Source organism: Clostridium cylindrosporum DSM 605, assembly GCF_001047375.1.
Lineage (GTDB): Bacteria > Bacillota > Clostridia > Clostridiales > Caloramatoraceae > Clostridium_AB > Clostridium_AB cylindrosporum.
The window spans coordinates 72,217-93,286 of record NZ_LFVU01000028.1 but is presented as its reverse complement, the minus strand read 5'-3'; the positions used below and the strand labels follow the sequence as shown (position 1 = coordinate 93,286).

Below are 21,070 nucleotides of genomic sequence, written 5' to 3'. Positions count from 1 at the left end.
ATAATGTGTAAGGAAATTTTTAAATTACGTGGCTTAAATAAGGAGGAAATTTCATGGATTTGAAGAAAGCATATATTTCCGGTGGAGAAGTAATAGAATTTGAAGCGGGAGATAGTATTATTGATATATTAAAATGTGAAAAAGACATAAAAGAGCCCTTAATAGCAATAGTAGATGGTGAAGAGGTAGTTGACCTTTCTAAAAGAATGCATTGTGATGCAAATATAAAGCCTATAGGTATGGAAAGAAGTCTTGGGGCTAAAGCTTATCTTAGGACATTAACATTTGTACTTATAAAAGCTGTGAAAAATATATACCCAAAATCAAGAGTTATTCTAAAACACTCATTGAACAAGGGACTTTATGGAGAAATAGAAAATATAGGTGAAATTACAGATGAGAAAATAGAAGAAATAAAAAGTAAGATGTTTGAGATAATTAATCGTGATATAGAGATAGAAAAAATAAGAGTAAAAAAAGGTGAAGCTGAAAAAATATTTAAAGAATATGGAATGAAGGATAAATTAAGACTACTTAGTCATTTAGATTTATCTTATATAAGTCTTTACAAGTGTGGCAGCTTCTATGATTATTTCTATGGAACAATGTTATCTTCCACAGGATACTTAACCTTATACGACCTATTTAAATATGGTAAAGGATTTATATTAATGAGTCCAAAACAGAAGACAGACTATAAACTTCCAAAGTTTGTGGATGTTCCAAAGCTTGCAAAGGTTTTTGATGAAACACAAGCAATTGCTAATATTCTTGATGTAGCAGATGTAGGTGCATTAAATGATAAAGTTGATTCAGGAGAAATTAAGGATCTAATATTAGTTTCTGAGGCACTTCATGAAAAGAAAATTGGAAGTATCGCAGATAAAATATGTGAAAATAAGGATAAAATAAAATTAGTCGCAATTGCAGGACCATCATCATCTGGTAAAACAACATTTTCTAAGAGGCTTTCTATACAGTTAAGATTATTAGGATTTGACCCATATACTATTTCTTTAGATGACTACTTTGTTGATAGAGAACATACTCCAAGAGATGAAGATGGACAATATGACTTTGAAAGTATAGGTGCATTGGATGTTAAGTTATTTAATGAACACTTATCAATACTTTTAGATGGAGGAGAAATTAGCCTTCCGAAGTTCGATTTTTTAACAGGGAATAGAATAGATAGTGGGAAAAGATTTAGACTTAAAGAAGATACAATAATAGTAATTGAGGGAATACATGGGCTAAATGAAGTGTTAACAGAATCTGTTCCTAGAGATAATAAATTTAAAATATATATAAGTGCCCTTACTCAATTAAATATTGATGATCATAACAGAATGCCTACAACAGATGTAAGACTACTAAGAAGAATAGTAAGAGACCATGAAACAAGAGGTAGAAATGCTGAAACTACAATTTTAGGATGGTCATCAGTTAGAAGAGGGGAAGAAAAAAATATATTCCCATATCAAGAAGAAGCAGATGCTATGTTTAACTCAACGGTTATATATGAAATGAGCATTCTTAGAAAATATGTTCAGCCACTTTTAGAGGCTATACCTAAAGAAAATCCAGCTTATATAGAAGCTAAAAGACTACTAGATGTTATCTCATACTTTAAAGTAGCACCTGAAGCTAATATACCTCCTAATTCGATAATAAAGGAGTTTATAGGTGGAGGTTGCTTTGAACATTAGAAAATACGAGCTTTAATACATTTTATGTTTTAAAAATTAAACGGATAAAAGGTGGGAGTTACATGGAATTTAAAAAAGCCTGTTTACCAGGAGGAGATATAAGGGAATTTGAAGAAGGTGCAAGTATTTTTGAAATATTAGGTTGTAAAAAGGATATAGATGAACCTTTTATAGCAATACTTGATGGAGAAGAAGTAGAAGATCTTTCTAAAAAGATTCACTATGATGTAAATATCAAGCCTCTTAGAATGAAAGATGATTTAGGTGCATCAGCATATTTAAGAACCCTTATTTTTGTTTTTGTAAAAGCAGTTAAAAACTTATATCCTGATGCAAAGGTTATACTTAAAAACTCATTTAGCAGAGGTTTATATGGAGAAATAGAAAATATAGAGGGTATTTCAGAAGAAAAAGTTAAGTCAATAAAGGAAAAAATGAATGAAATCATTGAAAGTGATTTGGAAATTGAGAAAATAAAGTTTAAAAAGTCTGAAGCTGTAAAAATATTCGAAGATAATGGTATGGAAGATAAGCTACAAGGGTTAAAGTATATAGATTTACCATATATAAGTCTTTATAAATGTGGAGAGTTTTATGATTATTTTTATGGTGTAATGCTTATTTCAACAGGATACCTAAAGATATATGACTTATTTAAAAATGGAGAAGGATTCATTCTAATGAGTCCAAGAAAAGGTAGTAACTTTACACTACCAGAATTTAAAGACTCACCAAATCTTGTAAAAATATTTGAAGAAACTCAAAGAGTATCAGACATTGTTGGTGTCTCTAATATAGGAGATTTAAATGACAAAGTTATTTCTAAAGGCATAAATGATATAATTTTGGTTTCAGAATCATTACATGAAAAAAAGATAGGTTTAATTGCAGATAAAATATTCAGTTGTAAGGAAAAAATAAAACTTGTTATGGTAGCTGGACCTTCATCTTCTGGGAAAACTACATTTTCTAAAAGACTTTCTATTCAGTTAAGACTTTTAGGATTAAAACCATATATTATATCACTGGAGGATTATTCTATAGATAGAAGATATATTCCGGTAGATGAGGAAGGAAAATATAATTTTGAAGCTATAGAAGCCTATGATATAGAACTACTTAATGAGCATATAAAATCGCTTCTAGATGGGGAAGAGGTGAATATCCCAAGATTTGATTTTATAAAAGGATCAAGAGTTGAAGAAGATAGAAAATATAAAATGAAGGATAATACAATACTTATTGTTGAGGGTATGCATGCTCTCAATAAAGTATTAGTTGAGTCAGTTCAAAGAGAAAATAAATTTAAGATATACGTAAGTGCTCTTACACAGTTAAACATTGATAATCATAATATTATAGAACCTAAAGATGTTAGAAGATGTAGAAGACTGATTAAGGATAATAAAGTGAAGGGCGTAAACCCAGAGGAAGTTCTAAGTATTTGGTCAAATGTTGATAAGGTAGAAACTGAAAGCGTATTTCCATATCAAGAAGAAGCAGATGCTATGTTTAACTCAACAGTTATGTATGAAATGAGTATACTTAGAAAGTATGTTGAACCACTTTTAGAATCTGTGTCTAAGGAAAGTCCTTCATATATAGAGGCTAGAAGACTTTTGGATATAATATTATGTTTTAAAGAGGCAGAGGAAAAATTTATTCCTCAAAACTCTATTATTAAAGAATTTATAGGTAAAAGCTGTTTTGAAGATTAATAAAAAGCTATATAGGGAAGACCCTATATAGCTTTTTATATAGTTAGTGGCTCTTCAAGGAAGCCGTCTATAGAATTAATATATCTACCAAGAGCGAAAAAGTAATCTGAAAGTCGATTAACATACATATAACTATGGGGATAAGTATTTTGATTAAGTTCTCTTAAAACCGTGACAAAACATCTCTCAACGCGCCTAATAATAGTTCTTATAACATGGGAATATGTAGATTCAGTTGTGCCACTACAGTAAATAAAGGAGTTAAGTTCTGGAGATATATTAGTCATAAAGTCAATTCTATTTTCTAAAAAAGAAATATGTTCACTGTTAACAAATGTCTTTTCTAAATTAAAAGAGACTTCACTTCCAAGAAGAAATATAGTATGTTGTATTTCTTTTAATTCTTTATCTATGCTATGAAAATTATTCTTAGGATAAATAAGACTTCTTAAATATCCAATGCTAGCATTAATTTCATCTATGCCTCCTTGAAGTTCAATTAAAATACTGTCTTTAGGTATCCTTGTATTTTTAGCAGTTGAGGTTAACCCACTGTCTCCTGTTTTTGTGTAAACTTTCCACATATTATCTCCTCCAGTGAATATTTGTTAGAATTATTTTATAATATAAAGTGTTATTAGTCGATGAATACTTAACACAATTATTTGATATAATATGATAAAATAAATGTTAAATAAATTATGGAATTTAAGTTTATGATTTTAAATAAATGAAAATAATATATTAGGAAGGTTAATTTATCTATATATATAATATTAACTTAATATAGTCTTAATATTATTATTTTATTATGGAGGTGTGGTAATGATAGAAAAGGATTTAAGTCATGAAATACTAAAAGAAGCATTAAGTACAGGTGCAGACTTTGGGGAAATATACATAGAAGAAGAGAAAATAAACACAGCGGTAATAACAAATGGTAAGGTAGAGGATGTTCTATCAGGAAAAACATTTGGAGCAGGTATTAGAATTTTTTCAGGTCTAAAATCCGTTTATGTGCATACTAATAATGTTACTAGAGAAGGCTTATTAAAATGTGCAAGGGATGCTGCAAGTGCTATTAAAGGAAGTGGAGCAGATTTAAAAGACCTAGTTATAAGAAATAACAATAATATTAATCCGATAATTCATTTGCCAGAGGATATTGTAATTGGGAAGAAAGTAGACAAAATAAAAGAAGCATATAAGGCAGCAAAGGATTATTCAAGTGAAATAGTTCAAGTTACAGCTAGGTACGCTGATAATGATAAAAAAGTATATATAGCAAACTCAGAGGGATTAATAACAAATGATAGAAGATGTAGAACCAGAATAGCTATTCAATCTGTTGCATCAGATGGAGTTGAGAATCAAACAGGGTTCTTTGGACCAGGAAAGTCAATGGGCTTTGAGTTTTTTGATCATACTGATGTTGAGTGGTATGCAAAGGAAGCATCAAGAATAGCTCTTACAATGCTTCATGCTGATAAATGTCCATCAGGTAATATGGATGTAGTAATAGATAATGGTTTCGGAGGAGTTATATTCCATGAGGCATGTGGACACTCCCTAGAAGCAACATCAGTTGCAAAGGGGCACTCTGTTTTTTCAGGTAAATTAGGAGAAAAAATAGCATCACCTATTCTTACTGCGATTGATGATGGATCAATTCCAAATGAATGGGGATCAATTAGTATAGATGATGAAGGAAATAAAGGAAGAAGAAATATACTAATAGAAAATGGTGTGTTAAAGGGATATATGATAGATAAGTTAAATGGCAGAAGAATGGGTATGGAGGCTACAGGGAACTCAAGAAGACAAAGTTATAAATATGCTCCAACCTCAAGAATGACAAATACATTTATAGCTCCAGGTAAAAGCACTCAAGAGGAGATTATATCCGCAACAAATGAGGGTATATATGCAAAATACATGGGGGGAGGCTCAGTAAATCCTGTAACTGGTGAATTTAACTTTAGCGTACTTGAGGGATACCTTATAAAAGATGGAAAGATAGATAGACCTGTTAGAGGTGCAACATTAATAGGTAAGGGTTCCCAAGTACTAATGGATATAGATATGATAGGTAATAATCTTTCTATGGGACAGGGAATGTGTGGTTCTATAAGTGGAAGCATTCCTACAAATGTAGGTCAACCTACAATAAGAGTTAAGAATATAACAGTAGGTGGCGGAAAGTAGAGGTGATAGTATGAATATTAAGGATTTTTCAAATAAGTTATTTTCAAAGGGAAAAGAATTAGGATTTGAAGAAATGGAAATATACTATGTTGATAGTGATAGCTTTGAAGTAAAAGTTTATAGTGAAGAAATTGATTCATATAGTGTTAATACTTCAAGAGGACTATCATTTAGAGGTATTATTGATGGTAAAATGGGTTATTCCTTTACAGAGAAATTTGAAGAGGAAGACATTGAATATTTAGTTATTTCAGCTAAGAATAATATTGAAGAAGTTGAAATAAAAGGTGAAGAATTTATTTTTGAAGGAAGTTCAGATTATCATAAACCTTTTGAGAGTAAATACAAAGAGGTAGATACTGAGAAAAAAATTAAAAATGTTATAGATCTTGAAAAATTAGGGTCTAGCATAGACAAAAGAATTGAATCTGTTCAACACTGTATACTTCAAACAGCAAAGGGGAGTAGAAGAATAATTAATACTAAGGGACTTGACCTTGAGGATTCATCAGGAATATGTATAGCATATCTTAGTCTCGTTGCTAAAGATGGAGAAGATGTTAAAAGTGGAAGTAGCTTTAAAATGGTCGAATCCTATAATGATTTAGAGTTCGAAGAAATAGCTAAGGAAGCAACAGAGGAGACGGTGTCTAAAATAGGGGCAACAACTCCAAAAACAGGAAAGTATAAGATTATTTTAAGATATGATGCTGCAGCGGATTTCCTTAGTACATTTGCATCAGTATTCTCAGCAGATGCAGTACATAAGGGATTATCACTACTTAAGAATAAAATAGGTGAAAAAATAGCATCAGATAAAATAAATATAATAGATAATCCATTTTTAGAAGAGGGTAGCTCAAAATGTACATTTGATGATGAAGGAGTTGCAACCTATAAGAAAACATTAATTGAAAATGGAATTCTAAAAACATACTTACATAACATTAAAACATCGAAAAAGGATGGAGTAGAGTCTACTGGTAATGGATTTAAAGCATCATATAAATCACCTGTAGATATATCACCAACAAATTTATATATTGAAAAAGGGGAAAGAAGTTTAGATAATATAATTAAGGATTCTGATGAAACAATACTTATAACAGAACTTCAAGGATTACATTCAGGCGCAAATTCTGTTTCAGGGGACTTTTCATTAGCAGCCCTTGGAAAGCTAATTAAAAATGGTAAAGTTATAGGTCCTGTTGAGCAAATAACTATATCAGGAAACTTTTATAATTTATTAAAAGATGTAGAAGAAGTTGCAGCAGATTTTAAGCTAAGTGTACCATCAGGTGCAGGAGGCTATGGAAGTCCTAGTATAGTAATTAAAGAGATGAACATATCAGGAAAATAACTTTGTATATGGCAAGGGGGGAGACATATGCAGACAAAGAAAGAGTTTATACTTAGAATAATAATGATTCTAATCGGTAGTTTAATTTCAGCAATCGCAGTAAATGCATTTATAATCCCACATAAGCTTTTAAGTGGTGGTGTAACAGGGATAGCTATTATTGTAGAATATATAGCAAATATACCAACAGGTATATTAATTCTTCTGATAAATATACCGATTTTCTTATTTGGTATTAAGGAAGTTGATAAAGATTTCATAATTTATAGCTTACTTGGAATGATATCTAATTCTGTTTTCTTACTTTTAACACAGGGAATATCAGAGCATATATTTACGAAGGATATAATTTTATCTAGCGTATATGCAGGGGCCCTTTCAGGTGTAGGACTTGGGATAATTCTAAAGTATGGAGGTTCCCTTGGAGGAATAGATATTATAGCTGTAGTATTTAAAAAAAGAACCGGTATAAATGTATCAACACTATCATTTGTAATGAATCTTGTTATAGTTGGCTGTGGTGCATTTATAAGTGGAATAGATATTATTCTATATACCCTGATGGCAATGTATATTACAACACTTCTTATGGATAGAGTAATTGATGGTCTTGATAGAAAAAAACTTCTATTTATAGTTACTGAAAAGGAAACGGAAGTATCATCTGTAATAATGAGTACTTTAGGTAGAGGTGTAACATACCTTTACGGCGAAGGTGCTTATACTGGAGATAGAAAAAGAGTATTATATTGTATAGTACCACTTAAGCAGCTGATGAGAGTAAAAAGAATTGTTGAAGATGTAGACCCAACGGCATTTATAACTATTATAGATGCTTCAGAGGTTCAAGGAAGTGGCTTTAAAAAGCAATCAATATAACCTATAAAAATTAGAGGCTAAAATAAAAGGATTAAAAACCTTCTATTTTAGCCTCTTATATTGTTTAGAGCTTGCTTCTACTATATCTAAGAGTTAGAATTATTATTCTCCTAACTAGCCTTCTAGCCATAGGATATGAAATTCCCTTAGTTGCTAAAAATCTGAAAATATTAGGATCACTAAATTCTATTCTTCTAAGGATACGATTAACTTCTACTTGAAAATTATTTGGATATTGCATTTCATCTCCAAAAATTTTATCAGAGAAATCGGAATCTATATCATGATTTGGATTACCTATTTTTCTATTCATTAAATTATAGTGGAAGTCACCTTCTCTAACTTCACTATCTATAGAGAAAGGATCATTTGAATTTTCATTAAGTGTATATTCATATTCATAAAATGGGAAACTATCTTGAGAAGAATCATTATAAATAGTATGATTATCTATAGTTTCATTATATTCGTTAAGTCTTGGACAAATGAGCATTCTATTTTTTTCTGAATGAATAGAATTATTATTTTTGATATCTGACATAACTACCTCCAATTATAAAAAGCATATATGATATATAATATGCATGCTATTGGATTATTGATACAATTTTACGATATGTATAGATATAATTTTATTGAGTAAAGCAGGATATAATGGTAAAATACAAGTACAAAGTTAAAGATAATTAGGGGAATAATTAGGAGGATAAAATGAAGAACTACAGTGTTTTTGATGTTTTAGGACCAGTTATGATCGGTCCATCAAGCTCCCATACTGCAGGGGCAGCAAGACTTGGAAAAGTAGCAAGGGGAGTAGTAGGCGAAGATTTTAAAAAGGTAGAATTTTATCTACATGGATCATTTGCTGAAACATATAAGGGGCATGGAACAGATAGAGCCTTAGCAGCTGGAATACTTGGTATGGAAACTGATGATGAAAGATTAAGAACAGCTATTCAGTTAGCTGAATCTAAGGGCATAGAACTTAAATATATTCCAACTGATTTAGGTGATGAACATCCAAATACTGTTAAGATGGTATTCTATATGAATGATGGAAGTACTAAAACGATAACAGGATCATCTATTGGTGGAGGAAATATGGTAATCACCAACATAGATGGAGAAAAAATAGATAAAGATTCAGAACTAAACAAGTAAGCGAGGTGATTTTAATGTATACAACTGGTAAAGAGTTATTAGAAATGACTAAAGAAAAAAATTGTAAAATAAGTGATTTGGTTTTAGAGTATGAAGCAAAGTTACATTCTCTAACAACTGATGAAATAAACGAAAAAATGAAGAATAATCTACATATCATGGTAGAATCAGCTAATAAGGGGCTAAACGAAGCAGTTAAATCTGTAAGTGGTCTTATTGGAGGAGACGCTAAGAGAACACATGATTATGCAACTAAGAAAACACTTTGCGGTGAAACTATAAATAAAGCAATGGCAAGAGCATTGTCATGTTCAGAAGTTAATGCTGCTATGGGTAAGATAGTAGCAGCACCTACAGCTGGATCATGTGGGATACTTCCAGCAGCTGTTATTACAGCAGCTGAGGTTCTAGGGGCATCTGAAGAGGATATGGTAAGAGCTTTATTCACAGCATCAGGTATTGGTCAAATAATAGTTAGAAATGCAACTGTTGCTGGGGCTGAAGGCGGATGCCAAGCAGAGTGCGGATCAGCAGCAGCAATGTCTGCAGCTGCTATTGTTGAGATGGCAGGTGGAACACCAGAAATGTCATTTAACGCTGCTTGTATAGCCATAAAGAATGTTTTAGGACTTGTGTGTGATCCTATTGCGGGACTTGTTGAGGCACCATGTGCTAAAAGAAATTCATCAGGTGTTGTTAATGCACTAACTTCAGCTGACCTAGCACTCGCAGGTGTTAAGAGTATAGTACCTTTTGATGAGGTTGTAGAGGCTATGTATGAAGTAGGAAAAGCTCTTCCACATACACTTAGGGAAACAGCTCTAGGAGGAATGGCAGCTACTCCAACTGGTATTAAGCTAAGAAAAGAAATTTTAGGAGAATAATAAATTCCTTAGTTTATTTGAGACTATAGATTAATAACTTATTAATCTATAGTCTTTTTTTGTTAATTATTTATTAAATAAATATACATAGAAAATATCGATATTAATGGTAAAATTGATAATATATGTTAGAATATATTATATAACTACAATATATGACTAAATTTGACTTATAAATTTTGAGACAATTTAACATTGGTAATCTGATTGAACATAATTAAGGGTATACTTGATAAAATTTTTAAATGGATAATATAGGTTTAGGTTTTAGTAATTATGGAGGTGACAAAATTGGGTAAATTAAAATTAGCATCAAAGCTTAGTATAATTTCAGGAACGATATTTTTGATATCAGTATTTATAATATCTATTTTGGTATTAAATACTGTAAAACAAAGTTCTTACAAACAGTCATTAATTATTGCCAATGAAGTTTCAAGCGGATATTCTAAGGAAATAAAAGCACAAATGGAATCTTCTAATTATGTTACAAGGCAAATAAGAGATACAATTGAGTTATATCAAATCGACGGTAAGGCAACAAGAGAAAATGTAGTAGAAATAATTAAAGCAAATTTAAAAAATTCAAGTTCACTTGTAGGTGCATATGCATGCTACGAACCAAATGCATTTGATGGAAAAGATAAGGAATACATAAATAAACCAGGTTATGATAAGACAGGTAGATTAGTGCCATATGTTTCTAAAACAAAATCAGGAACTGAGGTATCTACATTAACGGATTATGAAAGTACAGATCAAAATAATTATTATCAAATAGCAAAAAGAACAAAGAAGCCTTTTATAATGGAGCCAATTCAGTATGATATCGATGGTGAGAAAACATGGATTGTTGCTATTGTTCTTCCTATTATTGATAACAATGGGGTATTTAAAGGGGTTATAGGTGCAGATATTTCACTAAGTTCAATGCAGAATGTGACTCAAAATGCAAGACCCTTTAATGGTTACACTTACACATTATCGGAAAAGGGAATTATAGCTAGTCATGGGTTTAATAAAGATTTTATTGGTAAGAATGTTACAGATGTAAATAAAGGCATAGATAGTAGTATATTCTCATTAATACATGAGGGAAAAGCTTTTAGTAAGGAAATAGATAGTAGCGTAACAAATACTAAAATGTTAAATGTATATAAGCCAATAATAATCTCAGGGATTGATACAAAATGGAGTTTTTGTGCTTCAATTCCAGTAGATAATATTTATTCAGAGTATTATTCACTACTTAAAAAAATAATAACATCAACAATAATTATAACACTACTTGTAGTATTAATTACGATGTTCTTTATGAGGAAAGCGTCAAAGCCTTTAGTTGATTTATCTTCTTATATTGAGATAATCGCTAATGCAGATTTCACACAAAAGGTAGCAGACAATATATTTTATAAAAAAGATGAAATAGGGATTATAGCAAACTCTGTTGTAAAAATGAGAGAATCTATAAGAAGCTTAATAGAGGATGTTTCTAATGAAGCGGATGCTCTAAAAAGTGTAGTAGCAGATGCTAACTACAATATGAATTTACTTCGTGATAATGTTGAAAGTGTATCATCAACTACACAGCAGTTATCAGCTACAATCGAGGAAACTGCAACATCAGCTGAGGAGATGAATAGTTCATCACTTGAAATAGAAAAATCAATAGAAGAGGTTGCAAAAAGATCAGAAGAAGGTGTTCAAGTTGCAAGAGAAATTAGTGGAAGAGCAATTGATTTAAGAGAAGACTTTAAAGTCTCTAAGGAAGAAGGAGAAAAAGTATTTATAAGTACTAAGGCAAAACTTGAGAAAGCCTTAAAGGAATCAGAGGCAGTAAATGAAATAAAGGTACTTTCTGATTCTATAATGGAAATAACCGCACAAACAAATCTTTTGGCATTAAATGCAGCAATAGAAGCTGCAAGAGCAGGGGAAGCCGGAAGAGGATTCTCAGTTGTTGCAAATGAGATAAGAAATCTTGCGGAATCATCAAAAAATACAGTTGAGGAAATACAAGTTATAACAGAAAAAGTAACTAAATCTGTGGAGCATCTTGTAGGTAGTTCGAAAACCATGTTAGATTATATGGAACAAAATGTTAGAGGCGATTACGATAAAATGCTACTTGCTACAGAAAAATATAGTAGTGATGCGACTACAGTTGAAAAAATAGTATCTGATTTTGGTTATGCTTCAGAAAATGTTTTAGATTCAATTAAAGGCATGGTTAATGTAATAGAGGGTGTAACAGCTGCAGTTAATGAAGGTGCAGCAGGAGCTACTAATATATCTGAAAGAAATTTAGATATTCTAGAAGAAAATAATCATGTAAAGGAAAGTTTTGATGAGATACTAAATCTTTCAGACACTATTAAAGATAAGATATCTAAGTTTAAGATATAGATAAGAGATAAAAATTACACACAGTAGACTTATAGGATAATAGATTTTTTAAAATCTATTATCCTATTTTTTATAATTATGAAAATGTTTCTTTAGTAAAATTTTTATTACTTGTAGAAATATGACGAATTAGTATTTAAAAAGAAGTTTTATGTAATAAAACTAGAAATATTGTAAAAAAATAATAAATAAGCATAAAATATAACTATATTTAACCTATCCATTTTGTATGAATTAAACACTAGTAATTTAATACAAATATAATTAAAATATACTTTGTAAGAAAAAAAGGGTAAATTGTTAGTAATAGTCGTAGTAAATATGGAGGTGAAAAGATTGGGGAAATTAAAATTAGCATCAAAACTTAGTATTATTTCAGGAACGATATTTTTGATATCAGTATTTATAATATCTATTCTTGTATTAAATACTGTAAAGCAAAGTTCTTATAAGCAGTCAATAAATATTGCAAATGAAGTTTCCAGTGGATATTCTAAGGAAATTAAGGCACAAATGGAAGCTTCAAATTATGTTACAAGGCAGATAAAAGATACAATAGAGTTTTATCAAGCAGATGGGAAAGCAACAAGAGAAAAGGTTGTTGAGATTCTTAAATCTAATTTGAAAAATACAAACGCAATTGTAGCTGCTTATGTGTGCTTTGAACCAAATGCATTTGATGGAAAAGATAAGGATTATATGAATAAACCAGGTTATGATAAAACAGGAAGGTTTATACCATATGTTACTAAAACAGAAGCAGGTATCAATGTATCAAAACTATCTGATTACTTAAATCCAGATCCAAATAATTATTATCAAATAGCAAAAAGAACAAATAAACCATTTATTATGGAACCAGTTCAATATGATGTAAATGGTGAAAAGACATGGATGATCGGACTTATTCTTCCTATAATTGATCAAAATGGAGTATTTAAAGGTATTATAGGTGCAGATATAACATTAAGTTCAATGCAAAATGTAATAAAAAATGCAAAGCTACTTAATGGGTATACTTATACATTATCAGAAAAAGGAATAATTGCTAGCCATGGAATGAATAAAGACTTTATTGGTAAAAAGGTTACAGATGTAAACAAGGGAATAGATAGTAGCGTAATATCATCAATACAAGAAGGAAAAGCTTTTAGTAAGGAAATTAATAGTACTGTAACAAATACTAAAATGCTAAATGTATATAAACCAATAACAATCTCAGGGATAGACACAAAGTGGAGTTTTTGTGCTTCAATTCCAGTAGATAATATATATACTGAGTATTATTCTCTGCTTAAAAAAATAATAACATCAACACTAATAATAACATTATTAGTAGTACTAATTACTATGTTTTTTATGAAGAGGGCTTCAAAGCCTTTAGTTGATTTATCCTCTTATATCGAAATCATTGCTAATGCAGATTTTACACAAAAAGTAGCAGATAATATATTTTATAAAAAAGATGAAATAGGAATAATTGCAAATTCTGTTGTAAAAATGAGAGAGTCTATAAGAAGTTTAATTGAGGATGTATCCCATGAGGCAGACTCTTTGAAAAATGTAGTAGAAGAGGCTAATCATAATATGAATTTACTTCGTGATAATGTTGAAAGTGTATCCTCAACTACACAACAATTATCAGCCACAATTGAAGAAACTGCAACCTCGGCTGAGGAAATGAATAGTTCATCAGTTGAAATAGAAAAGTCAATAGAAGAGGTTGCAAAAAGATCAGAAGAAGGTATTCAAGTTGCAAGAGAAATTAGTGGAAGAGCAAGTGATTTAAGTAAAGAGTTTAAGTTATCTCAAGAAGAAGGTGAAAAGGTATTTATAAGTACTAAGGCAAAGCTTGAGGAAGCTCTTAAGGAATCAGAGGCGGTAAATGAAATAAAGGTGCTTTCTGACTCTATAATGGAAATAACTGCGCAAACAAATCTTCTTGCTTTAAATGCGGCTATAGAAGCTGCAAGAGCAGGGGAAGCTGGAAGAGGGTTTTCAGTTGTTGCAAATGAAATAAGAAATCTTGCAGAATCATCTAAAAGCACAGTTGAAGAAATACAAGTTATAACTGAAAAAGTAATCAAATCAGTAGAGCATCTTGTAGGCAGCTCAAAAACGATGTTAGATTTCATGGAACAAAACGTTAGAAGTGACTATGATAAGATGCTACTTGCTACTGAAAAATATAGTGATGACGCAAGTACAGTTGAAAAAATAGTATCCGATTTTGGAGATGCATCAGAAAATGTGTTAGATTCTATTAAAAGTATGGTTGATGTAATAGAAGGTGTAACAGCAGCAGTAAATGAGGGTGCAGCAGGGGCTACTGATATATCTGAAAGAAATTTAGATATATTAGGGGAAAATAACAATATAAAGGATAAGTTTACTGATATCCTAAATCTATCTGATACTATAAAGGAGAAAATATCTAAGTTTAAAATATAACTTTAAAATGAAAAGTGTACACTATAGGTTAAATAAAAAAGATTTACCATAGTGTACACTTTTTCATTAAAATAAAAGTTTTTTACATGAAGTAATAGCCAAGAGCCAATATAACATATGCAGCTATCATAATACTCCCCTCAAGCCAATAGGTCTTTCCATCTTGAAATACGAAAAAAGATAGGAGAAGAGCTATAATAAGACAAAGTATATGATAGGCGGCAAAAACTAAGCTTAGGGGGTTTCCTACAAACATACTTACGATAACAAGTATTGGAGCAGATAAAAGTGCTATTTGTATACTTGAGCCAACTGAAATTTCTATACAAAGATTAATTTTATTTTTAAGAGCCATAACTATTGCTGTTGCATATTCACCTATATTACCAATTAAAGGTACTACAATAATCCCAAGAAAGTGTTGAGATATAGAGAATGTAGTAGAAATGTACTCTAGAGTATTTACAAGAATGTGGCTTTGTAGAACCATTATTAAAGCGATAACCGTAAAAACAAAAATGCATTTTTTCATGTTTACGTTTTTAGGGGATTCCTCAGATGGAGTATCGTGTAAAAAGAGTTTTTTATGTGTTACTAATGAAAAGATGAGCCCCAAAACATAAATTATAATTAATATTATGGAAACACCTATGCTTAGAGAATTAATGTTTTCGGAAACATTTAGCGCAAGGCTGCAAATAGAAACAACTAATATACCTATTATGCAAATAAAAAGAAGTGCGAAATTTGTTCTAGCAATGTTTCTATTAAATGTTTGTTCTTTATATTTTATTCCCCCAGCAAAAATACTGATGCCTTGTACAAGTAGCATATTACCTATTATAGAACCTATAATACCTGCACGAACTAAGTCAAACATTCCAGAGTTAATTGCAAAAATACAAATTAAAAGTTCTGGAAGGTTACCAGTGGTTGCATTTATTATTCCACCTACTTTATCACCTAGCTTTGAGGAAACTTTATCAGTATAATCGCAAAGAATTATAGCAAGTGGGATAATGCTTAAGAAAGTAGCTATGAAGCAGGGGATATAAAATTCATAATAGTATAAAGCAATACTAATTGGAATGAATATGCAAAGGTACTTTGATTTCATGATAAACACCACCTACTTTAAAAGACCTGCAAATAGGGCAGGTCTTTTAAACATAAAGATAAAATTTAGGATAAAGGTTATTTATAATTTTCGCATAAAATTTCAAAGTATCCTTGAGGAAATTTACATAAAGGACATGGGCTTGGAGCTTCTTTACCTTCATGGATATATCCACAGTTCATACAGTGCCACTTAACAGGTATATCACGTCTAAACATTTTACCTGCTTTAAGATTTTTAAGTACACTTAAAAATCTTTCTTTATGCTCTTCCTCAACTTCTCTAAGTTCTTTATAAAAGTCAGCAACCTCTATAAAACCTTCTTTTCTTGCTGTTTCTTCAAATTCTTTATATAACTTTTCAGTTTCAAAGGCTTCTCCCATAGCTGCATCCATTAAATTTTCCTCTGTTGACTTATTAAGCTTTAAAAAGTCATTAAAGGTTCTTCTAGCATGGGCAAGTTCATTCATTGCAGTTTCAATAAATACTGAAGCTATATATTGATACCCCTGTTGTCTTGCCTTTTCAGAGTATAAGGTATACTTATTTCTTGCTCTAGATTCACCAGCAAATGTTTTATATAGGTTCTGTTCAGTTTTAGTACCTTTTAAGTTTAAATCCATTTGTGCCTCCTTGAAAATAACAATCACAATACATATTATGAAGTTTCGATAAAAAGTGACACAAAAAATGTTCTAGAAATAATTCTAGAACATTTAAAAAATAAGTTAACGTTTTTTAATTTGTATTTTACTAACCATAAGGTAAGAGAATAACACAAGTAAAATAGCAGAAATAATACCATGTTTAATTACATAAATATAAATAATTGAGTCTATTGCCATTAAGAATCCTGCAATAGTAATGGGTACACCCATAAACACGTTGTTAAACTCTGATACATTATATCTAGCAAGCCTAAAAGATCCACAGATAGGGAATAGACAAACAATAATATATCCTATGATTCCATATTCATTAAGATATAAAGCCCATCCTAAAATAGATGGAGCCACTCCAAATGATACTAAGTCTGCTAAGGAATCTAGCTGGGTTCCAAGTTTACTAGAAGCGTTAAATGCTCTTGCAATTCTTCCATCATATCTATCAAGTATTGCAGCAGCAACTATTGCAAATGCTGCAATATTAAAATCACCCTTCATAGTGAAAATTATAGAAAGTATTCCAAATGCCAAATTTCCAAATGTAAATGAATTTGGAATATAGCTTTTATTCATCATCAATCACCCCTAAAATGGTTATACCGCCCCTGACTACATCACCTTTTTTGACAAGTATCTTAACATTATCAGGAACTATAAGCTCAGTACATGAGCCGAACTTAATAAGTCCAAATTTCTCACCTTGTTCAACGGTGTCACCTTCTTTATTCCAACAAACTATTCTTCTTGCAATAAGTCCAGTTATTTGGTGAACTAGGGCTTTAGTAAATTTGTTTTCAATTCCTATAGTATTTCTCTCATTTTCTTCAGATGCATGAGGTTTAAATGCAGGAAGATATTTACCTGGTCTGTATGAAGAATAAGTTACTTCACCAGCAATTGGACATCTATTAATATGAACGTTGAAAACAGAAAGAAAAATAGTGACTTTCTTAGCATTTCCCTTGATAAAGTCTTCTTCATATATGTCCCTAATATCCATTACTGTTCCATCAGCAGGAGAAATAAAAGTTTTTTCATTAAAGTCTACTTCTCTATAAGGATCTCTAAAGAAATATAATATAAACAGTATTAAGATAATAGGTATAATAATAAATATAGGTGTAGGTAATAGAAAATATAGTCCTAAAGCAATCAATGCTAAAATTAATATGTAAGGTATACTTTCTTTCCTTATCGAGAATTTTGTCATAAACATACTCCTCCAATTTTTTAATACATACAAGTTATTATATACAATAATAAATGCTTTTACAAGAAGATAAGAATAGTTAACACGAATCAAGTTAATAATAACTTAAATATATATGAAGCTTAGTATACTTCATATTGACATTTATTAGTGATATAATGTTAAGGTTAATAAATTTAAGTAAGTAATTTATAAAGGTGGTTTATTTTGAAAAGCAAATTTAAAGTAAAGATACTATGGTTAGCATTTTTTATCATTTTAGCATTTGTGTTACTTACATATTTTGAGAAAGTAATAGGGGTAAATGTAATACATTTAAATGTTAATGAGGTTGAAGTAATTCTCCAAGAGAACAAAAAAACTTCTATTTTAATGTATATGATTTTAAACCTAATTAGACCAATATTTATTATAATTCCTGCGTGGATATTTGCTGTAGTATCAGGGGTTATTTATGGGCCACTGATGGGGACTTTTTATTCGCTTATAGGAATATTTTTATCTGCAACAGTATCTTTTTATCTAGCAAGATTCTTAGGGAGGGATTTTTTAGTTCATTTCCTTGGAAAAAAGTTTCATAAAATGGATGAAAAATTAAAAGATAATGGATTTAAAGTATTATTTATTATGAGGGTAACAGTAGTTTTTCCATTTGATCCCTTAAGTTTTATGGCGGGAATATCAAATATAAACTATAAAACATATATTTTAGCAACGATGCTTGGCGTTATACCTGAGATTTTAGCTTTTAATTATTTAGGAGTGGGACTAAAAAGTATACTATCACTAAAGTTGCTAATAATATCATCAATAATAGCATTGATTATAATTTGTTTAGTTTATTTAAACAAAAGAATAGTAAGATAAATATATATTGAGGACACTAGGGGGAGATAAATTTGAAAAGGGCTAAATTGATATATAACCCTTACTCAGGAGATAAATCATTTAAGAATAATTTAGATTCTGTTATTAATATTCTTCAAACAGGAGGATATAGAGTTACAATATGTAGAACATTATCAATTGAAGATATTTATGAAGAAGTTAAGAATTCAAAGGATTCTCATTGCATTATAGCCTCAGGTGGAGATGGAACAATAAGTCATATTGTTAACGCGATGGTTAATGAAAACTTAGATATTCCATTAGGTGTAATACCCTCTGGAACTGCTAATGACTTTGCAAACCACATAGGATTGCATAAGAATATAGATTTTTGTACCAAGGTAATAGCAGATGGAAATATAAAAGAGATAGACCTTGGAACTATTAACGATAGATATTTTATAAATGTTGCAGCAGCAGGCCTATTAACTGATGTTTCACAAAAGATTGATACTCATCTTAAAAATACCCTTGGAAAACTTGCTTATTATATTAAGGGTATAGAGCAGCTACCTAACTTTAGGCCTATACCAGTTAGAATCACTTGTGATGGTAAGATTTATGAAGAAAATATTTATTTATTTGTTATATTAAATGGTTCAACAGCAGGGGGATTTAAGTTAGCTCCTGGAGCCGTTGAAAATGATGGGAAACTGAATTTATTAGCACTTAGGGATTGTAATATAGTTGAACTATTTAATGTTTTTATTCAAATTCTAAGGGGAGATCACACTAGTAGTAATCGTGTTCTCTATCTAGAGGGAAAAGAATTTTTAATTGAATGCAATGATCAGTTAGAAGCAGATGTAGATGGAGAAGTAGGACCTTCTTTTCCACTTAAGGTTGGAGTACTTCATAAAAAGATAAAAGTATTTTCTCCATAAAGAATTAACTACAATAAACAATAATATAATGTACTGTAGATTAATATTTTAGGAGTGTTGTATGGACAATTATGTTATTGTGGTTTTTGCATGTTTAGTCTTAAGTTTTATATTACTTTTACCTATGATGAGTTTAGAGGATAAATTTATTAATATTACTTTTAAAGCATTTATACTCTTTGGAATAATTAGATACATATCTCTTTTTATATTTTATAGTGCTGACTCACCAAAGTATATATATAATATGAGGTATTTCCCTAATATATCTCTTATAACAATACTAGCAATAGGATATATTATGATTTTCTATATAGTTAAAAGAAGCTTTAAAATTGCTGACTTTTTTATTTTAGCCTCAATAGTTTTTTTAGGGGCTTATATAGTATATAATTTACCTATAGGAATAAGTAATTCAGATTTAGGATACATACTTATAGAAAACAAGCAGTGGATATACATTGAATCGATATTTACAATGGTAGTGAGTGTTATCTTAATAGCTATTTCTCTTAAAATGTTTGCTAATATTAAGGAGATAAAGAGTAAAATATCTCTTTTAATGATATCAATATCTTTTCTAGTAGTAGTTGCTGAAAGGGGACTTGATATTATGAATAAAGAATTATTTCATTTTAATGTGCTTTCTGATTTAACATCACTTATTGCATTTACATTAATTATTATAATGAATTTAATAGGTAAAAATAAACAGAATTCTTAGAAGGTGTTATTGAAAGTCTTAAGAGGATAAGATATAGAATAAATTAAAAAGGACAGATTTTAAATCTGTCCTTTTATTCGTTATCTAAATTAGGTTCTTTTACTGAGATTTCTTCTTGTTTCTTTTTTCTTAAATAAATTATGAATATTATTAAAGCTAAAAGTAAAGCAAGAAGAATAAAAAACTTATTAAACTTAATTAAAATTTCTCGAATTAGAGGCATATTGTATCCAACTGTATATCCAAGAGCCATAAGTAAGCAATTGTGAACTATACCTGCAATTGTTAATGAAGCAATTGCTTTAATTCGATTAAGTTTAAAAATACCAGCGGCAATAACTGTAATCATAGCACATCCTGGAACAAATCTATTAAAAAGTATTAATCCTACTCCATACTTATTGAATACCTTGTGAAGATTATCAATCTTATTAACATCGAAAAATCTTCTAAAAAACCTGTGGCTTGTTATATTATCACCATACTTATAAGAGATAACAAACAAAAATATACCACTTAGCACAGTTCCCAGTAAGGTTGTTAATACAATCAGAAAGTTACTAAAAACACCTAGGGTACCAATATATCCTTGAAATACAATTATAGTATCTCCAGGATATGGTGGGAACAGTGCCTGTAGCGATGCATTTATAAAGAAAAATACATATGCTAAAAAAGAATTATTATGAGCAAAGTATTCAGCATAAGCATAAATAGTTTGTTCCAATAGGATCACCTCTTCATACAAGTTATAATTTAAATCAATTATATATAGTAAATCATATAATTAGTATAAATTACTAGAGTAT

18 protein-coding genes and 1 pseudogene are annotated in these 21,070 nt (G+C 30.1%); 12 read left to right on the top strand and 7 right to left on the bottom strand.

Annotated elements, in window-relative coordinates:
- Positions 1-53: 53 nt before the first annotated feature.
- Positions 54-1,709 carry a nucleoside kinase gene (locus CLCY_RS11265; protein WP_048571248.1) on the top strand — a complete coding sequence of 552 codons (1,656 nt, stop codon included), beginning with the start codon at positions 54-56 and terminating at the stop codon, positions 1,707-1,709.
- A gap of 62 nt (positions 1,710-1,771) precedes the next feature.
- Positions 1,772-3,427, top strand: a complete 1,656-nt coding sequence (locus CLCY_RS11260) for a nucleoside kinase (protein ID WP_048571247.1) — start codon at positions 1,772-1,774, stop codon at positions 3,425-3,427.
- A 35-nt stretch (positions 3,428-3,462) separates the two neighbouring features.
- Here CLCY_RS11260 and CLCY_RS11255 read toward each other — a convergent pair whose 3' ends face one another.
- Positions 3,463-4,011, bottom strand: coding sequence for a cob(I)yrinic acid a,c-diamide adenosyltransferase (locus CLCY_RS11255; RefSeq protein WP_048571246.1), 549 nt, complete (start codon positions 4,009-4,011; stop codon positions 3,463-3,465).
- Between the two features lie 241 nt (positions 4,012-4,252).
- Between CLCY_RS11255 and CLCY_RS11250 the strand changes: the two genes are divergently transcribed.
- Genes CLCY_RS11250 through CLCY_RS11240 form a run of 3 tightly spaced genes read left to right on the top strand, consistent with a single transcriptional unit; the run spans position 4,253 to position 7,871 of the window.
- Positions 4,253-5,632: a TldD/PmbA family protein gene (locus CLCY_RS11250; protein WP_048571245.1), complete on the top strand. Its 1,380-nt coding sequence runs from the start codon at positions 4,253-4,255 to the stop codon at positions 5,630-5,632.
- 10 nt (positions 5,633-5,642) lie between these two features.
- Entirely contained in the window at positions 5,643-6,992 is a 1,350-nt protein-coding gene (locus CLCY_RS11245) for a TldD/PmbA family protein (RefSeq protein ID WP_048571244.1), read from the top strand.
- Positions 6,993-7,019: 27 nt separating this feature from the next.
- A complete protein-coding gene (locus tag CLCY_RS11240) occupies positions 7,020-7,871 on the top strand; it encodes a YitT family protein (protein WP_048571243.1) in 852 nt (283 codons plus the stop codon).
- Between the two features lie 64 nt (positions 7,872-7,935).
- Here the strand turns inward: CLCY_RS11240 and CLCY_RS11235 are convergent, their stop codons facing one another.
- A complete protein-coding gene (locus CLCY_RS11235) occupies positions 7,936-8,412 on the bottom strand; it encodes a hypothetical protein (RefSeq protein WP_048571242.1) in 477 nt (158 codons plus the stop codon).
- Positions 8,413-8,582: 170 nt separating this feature from the next.
- Between CLCY_RS11235 and sdaAB the strand changes: the two are divergent.
- The 4 genes and pseudogenes from sdaAB to CLCY_RS11215 form a co-directional block, all read left to right on the top strand.
- Positions 8,583-9,008 (top strand): annotated as a pseudogene (gene sdaAB, locus CLCY_RS11230) (L-serine ammonia-lyase, iron-sulfur-dependent subunit beta); the annotation flags it as partial.
- 38 nt (positions 9,009-9,046) lie between these two features.
- Positions 9,047-9,916, top strand: a complete 870-nt coding sequence (sdaAA, locus tag CLCY_RS11225; protein ID WP_048571240.1) for an L-serine ammonia-lyase, iron-sulfur-dependent, subunit alpha — start codon at positions 9,047-9,049, stop codon at positions 9,914-9,916.
- A gap of 291 nt (positions 9,917-10,207) precedes the next feature.
- Positions 10,208-12,322, top strand: coding sequence for a methyl-accepting chemotaxis protein (locus tag CLCY_RS11220; RefSeq protein ID WP_048571239.1), 2,115 nt, complete (start codon positions 10,208-10,210; stop codon positions 12,320-12,322).
- A gap of 336 nt (positions 12,323-12,658) precedes the next feature.
- On the top strand, positions 12,659-14,773 hold the full coding sequence (locus CLCY_RS11215; RefSeq protein WP_048571238.1) for a methyl-accepting chemotaxis protein: 2,115 nt from the start codon (positions 12,659-12,661) through the stop codon (positions 14,771-14,773).
- Between the two features lie 82 nt (positions 14,774-14,855).
- Here CLCY_RS11215 and cax read toward each other — a convergent pair whose 3' ends face one another.
- The 4 genes from cax to CLCY_RS11195 all read right to left on the bottom strand — a co-directional run bounded on the left by cax (position 14,856) and on the right by CLCY_RS11195 (position 17,765).
- Positions 14,856-15,890: a calcium/proton exchanger gene (gene cax / locus CLCY_RS11210; protein ID WP_048571237.1), complete on the bottom strand. Its 1,035-nt coding sequence runs from the start codon at positions 15,888-15,890 to the stop codon at positions 14,856-14,858.
- A 77-nt stretch (positions 15,891-15,967) separates the two neighbouring features.
- Positions 15,968-16,513, bottom strand: coding sequence for a rubrerythrin (gene rbr, locus CLCY_RS11205; RefSeq protein WP_048571236.1), 546 nt, complete (start codon positions 16,511-16,513; stop codon positions 15,968-15,970).
- Between the two features lie 105 nt (positions 16,514-16,618).
- Positions 16,619-17,128, bottom strand: coding sequence for a CDP-diacylglycerol--serine O-phosphatidyltransferase (pssA, locus tag CLCY_RS11200; protein ID WP_048571235.1), 510 nt, complete (start codon positions 17,126-17,128; stop codon positions 16,619-16,621).
- Positions 17,121-17,765, bottom strand: coding sequence for a phosphatidylserine decarboxylase family protein (locus CLCY_RS11195; RefSeq protein ID WP_048571234.1), 645 nt, complete (start codon positions 17,763-17,765; stop codon positions 17,121-17,123). Before CLCY_RS11195 ends, pssA begins: the two co-directional genes overlap by 8 nt.
- A 207-nt stretch (positions 17,766-17,972) precedes the next feature.
- On the opposite strand from CLCY_RS11195, the gene CLCY_RS11190 reads away from it, so the two are divergent.
- The 3 genes from CLCY_RS11190 (at position 17,973) to CLCY_RS11180 (ending at position 20,261) form a co-directional block, all read left to right on the top strand.
- Positions 17,973-18,632: a TVP38/TMEM64 family protein gene (locus CLCY_RS11190; RefSeq protein ID WP_048571233.1), complete on the top strand. Its 660-nt coding sequence runs from the start codon at positions 17,973-17,975 to the stop codon at positions 18,630-18,632.
- A 32-nt stretch (positions 18,633-18,664) separates the two neighbouring features.
- Positions 18,665-19,537: a YegS/Rv2252/BmrU family lipid kinase gene (locus CLCY_RS11185; RefSeq protein WP_048571232.1), complete on the top strand. Its 873-nt coding sequence runs from the start codon at positions 18,665-18,667 to the stop codon at positions 19,535-19,537.
- Positions 19,538-19,598: 61 nt separating this feature from the next.
- A complete protein-coding gene (locus tag CLCY_RS11180) occupies positions 19,599-20,261 on the top strand; it encodes a hypothetical protein (protein WP_048571231.1) in 663 nt (220 codons plus the stop codon).
- Positions 20,262-20,334: 73 nt separating this feature from the next.
- On the opposite strand, the gene CLCY_RS11175 is transcribed toward CLCY_RS11180, so the two are convergent.
- Positions 20,335-20,988, bottom strand: coding sequence for a DedA family protein (locus tag CLCY_RS11175; RefSeq protein ID WP_048571230.1), 654 nt, complete (start codon positions 20,986-20,988; stop codon positions 20,335-20,337).
- Positions 20,989-21,070: the final 82 nt, after the last annotated feature.

Bases quoted from the DNA above. Each gene is read 5' to 3' on its own strand.
- CLCY_RS11195 (WP_048571234.1), bottom strand. From the start codon at position 17,765: ATGACAAAATTCTCGATAAGGAAAGAAAGTATACCTTACATATTAATT.
- CLCY_RS11250 (WP_048571245.1), top strand. From the start codon at position 4,253: ATGATAGAAAAGGATTTAAGTCATGAAATACTAAAAGAAGCATTAAGT.
- CLCY_RS11255 (WP_048571246.1), bottom strand. From the start codon at position 4,011: ATGTGGAAAGTTTACACAAAAACAGGAGACAGTGGGTTAACCTCAACT.
- cax (WP_048571237.1), bottom strand. From the start codon at position 15,890: ATGAAATCAAAGTACCTTTGCATATTCATTCCAATTAGTATTGCTTTA.
- pssA (WP_048571235.1), bottom strand. From the start codon at position 17,128: ATGAATAAAAGCTATATTCCAAATTCATTTACATTTGGAAATTTGGCA.
- rbr (WP_048571236.1), bottom strand. From the start codon at position 16,513: ATGGATTTAAACTTAAAAGGTACTAAAACTGAACAGAACCTATATAAA.
- CLCY_RS11260 (WP_048571247.1), top strand. From the start codon at position 1,772: ATGGAATTTAAAAAAGCCTGTTTACCAGGAGGAGATATAAGGGAATTT.
- CLCY_RS11235 (WP_048571242.1), bottom strand. From the start codon at position 8,412: ATGTCAGATATCAAAAATAATAATTCTATTCATTCAGAAAAAAATAGA.
- sdaAA (WP_048571240.1), top strand. From the start codon at position 9,047: ATGTATACAACTGGTAAAGAGTTATTAGAAATGACTAAAGAAAAAAAT.
- CLCY_RS11245 (WP_048571244.1), top strand. From the start codon at position 5,643: ATGAATATTAAGGATTTTTCAAATAAGTTATTTTCAAAGGGAAAAGAA.
- CLCY_RS11265 (WP_048571248.1), top strand. From the start codon at position 54: ATGGATTTGAAGAAAGCATATATTTCCGGTGGAGAAGTAATAGAATTT.
- CLCY_RS11240 (WP_048571243.1), top strand. From the start codon at position 7,020: ATGCAGACAAAGAAAGAGTTTATACTTAGAATAATAATGATTCTAATC.
- CLCY_RS11180 (WP_048571231.1), top strand. From the start codon at position 19,599: ATGGACAATTATGTTATTGTGGTTTTTGCATGTTTAGTCTTAAGTTTT.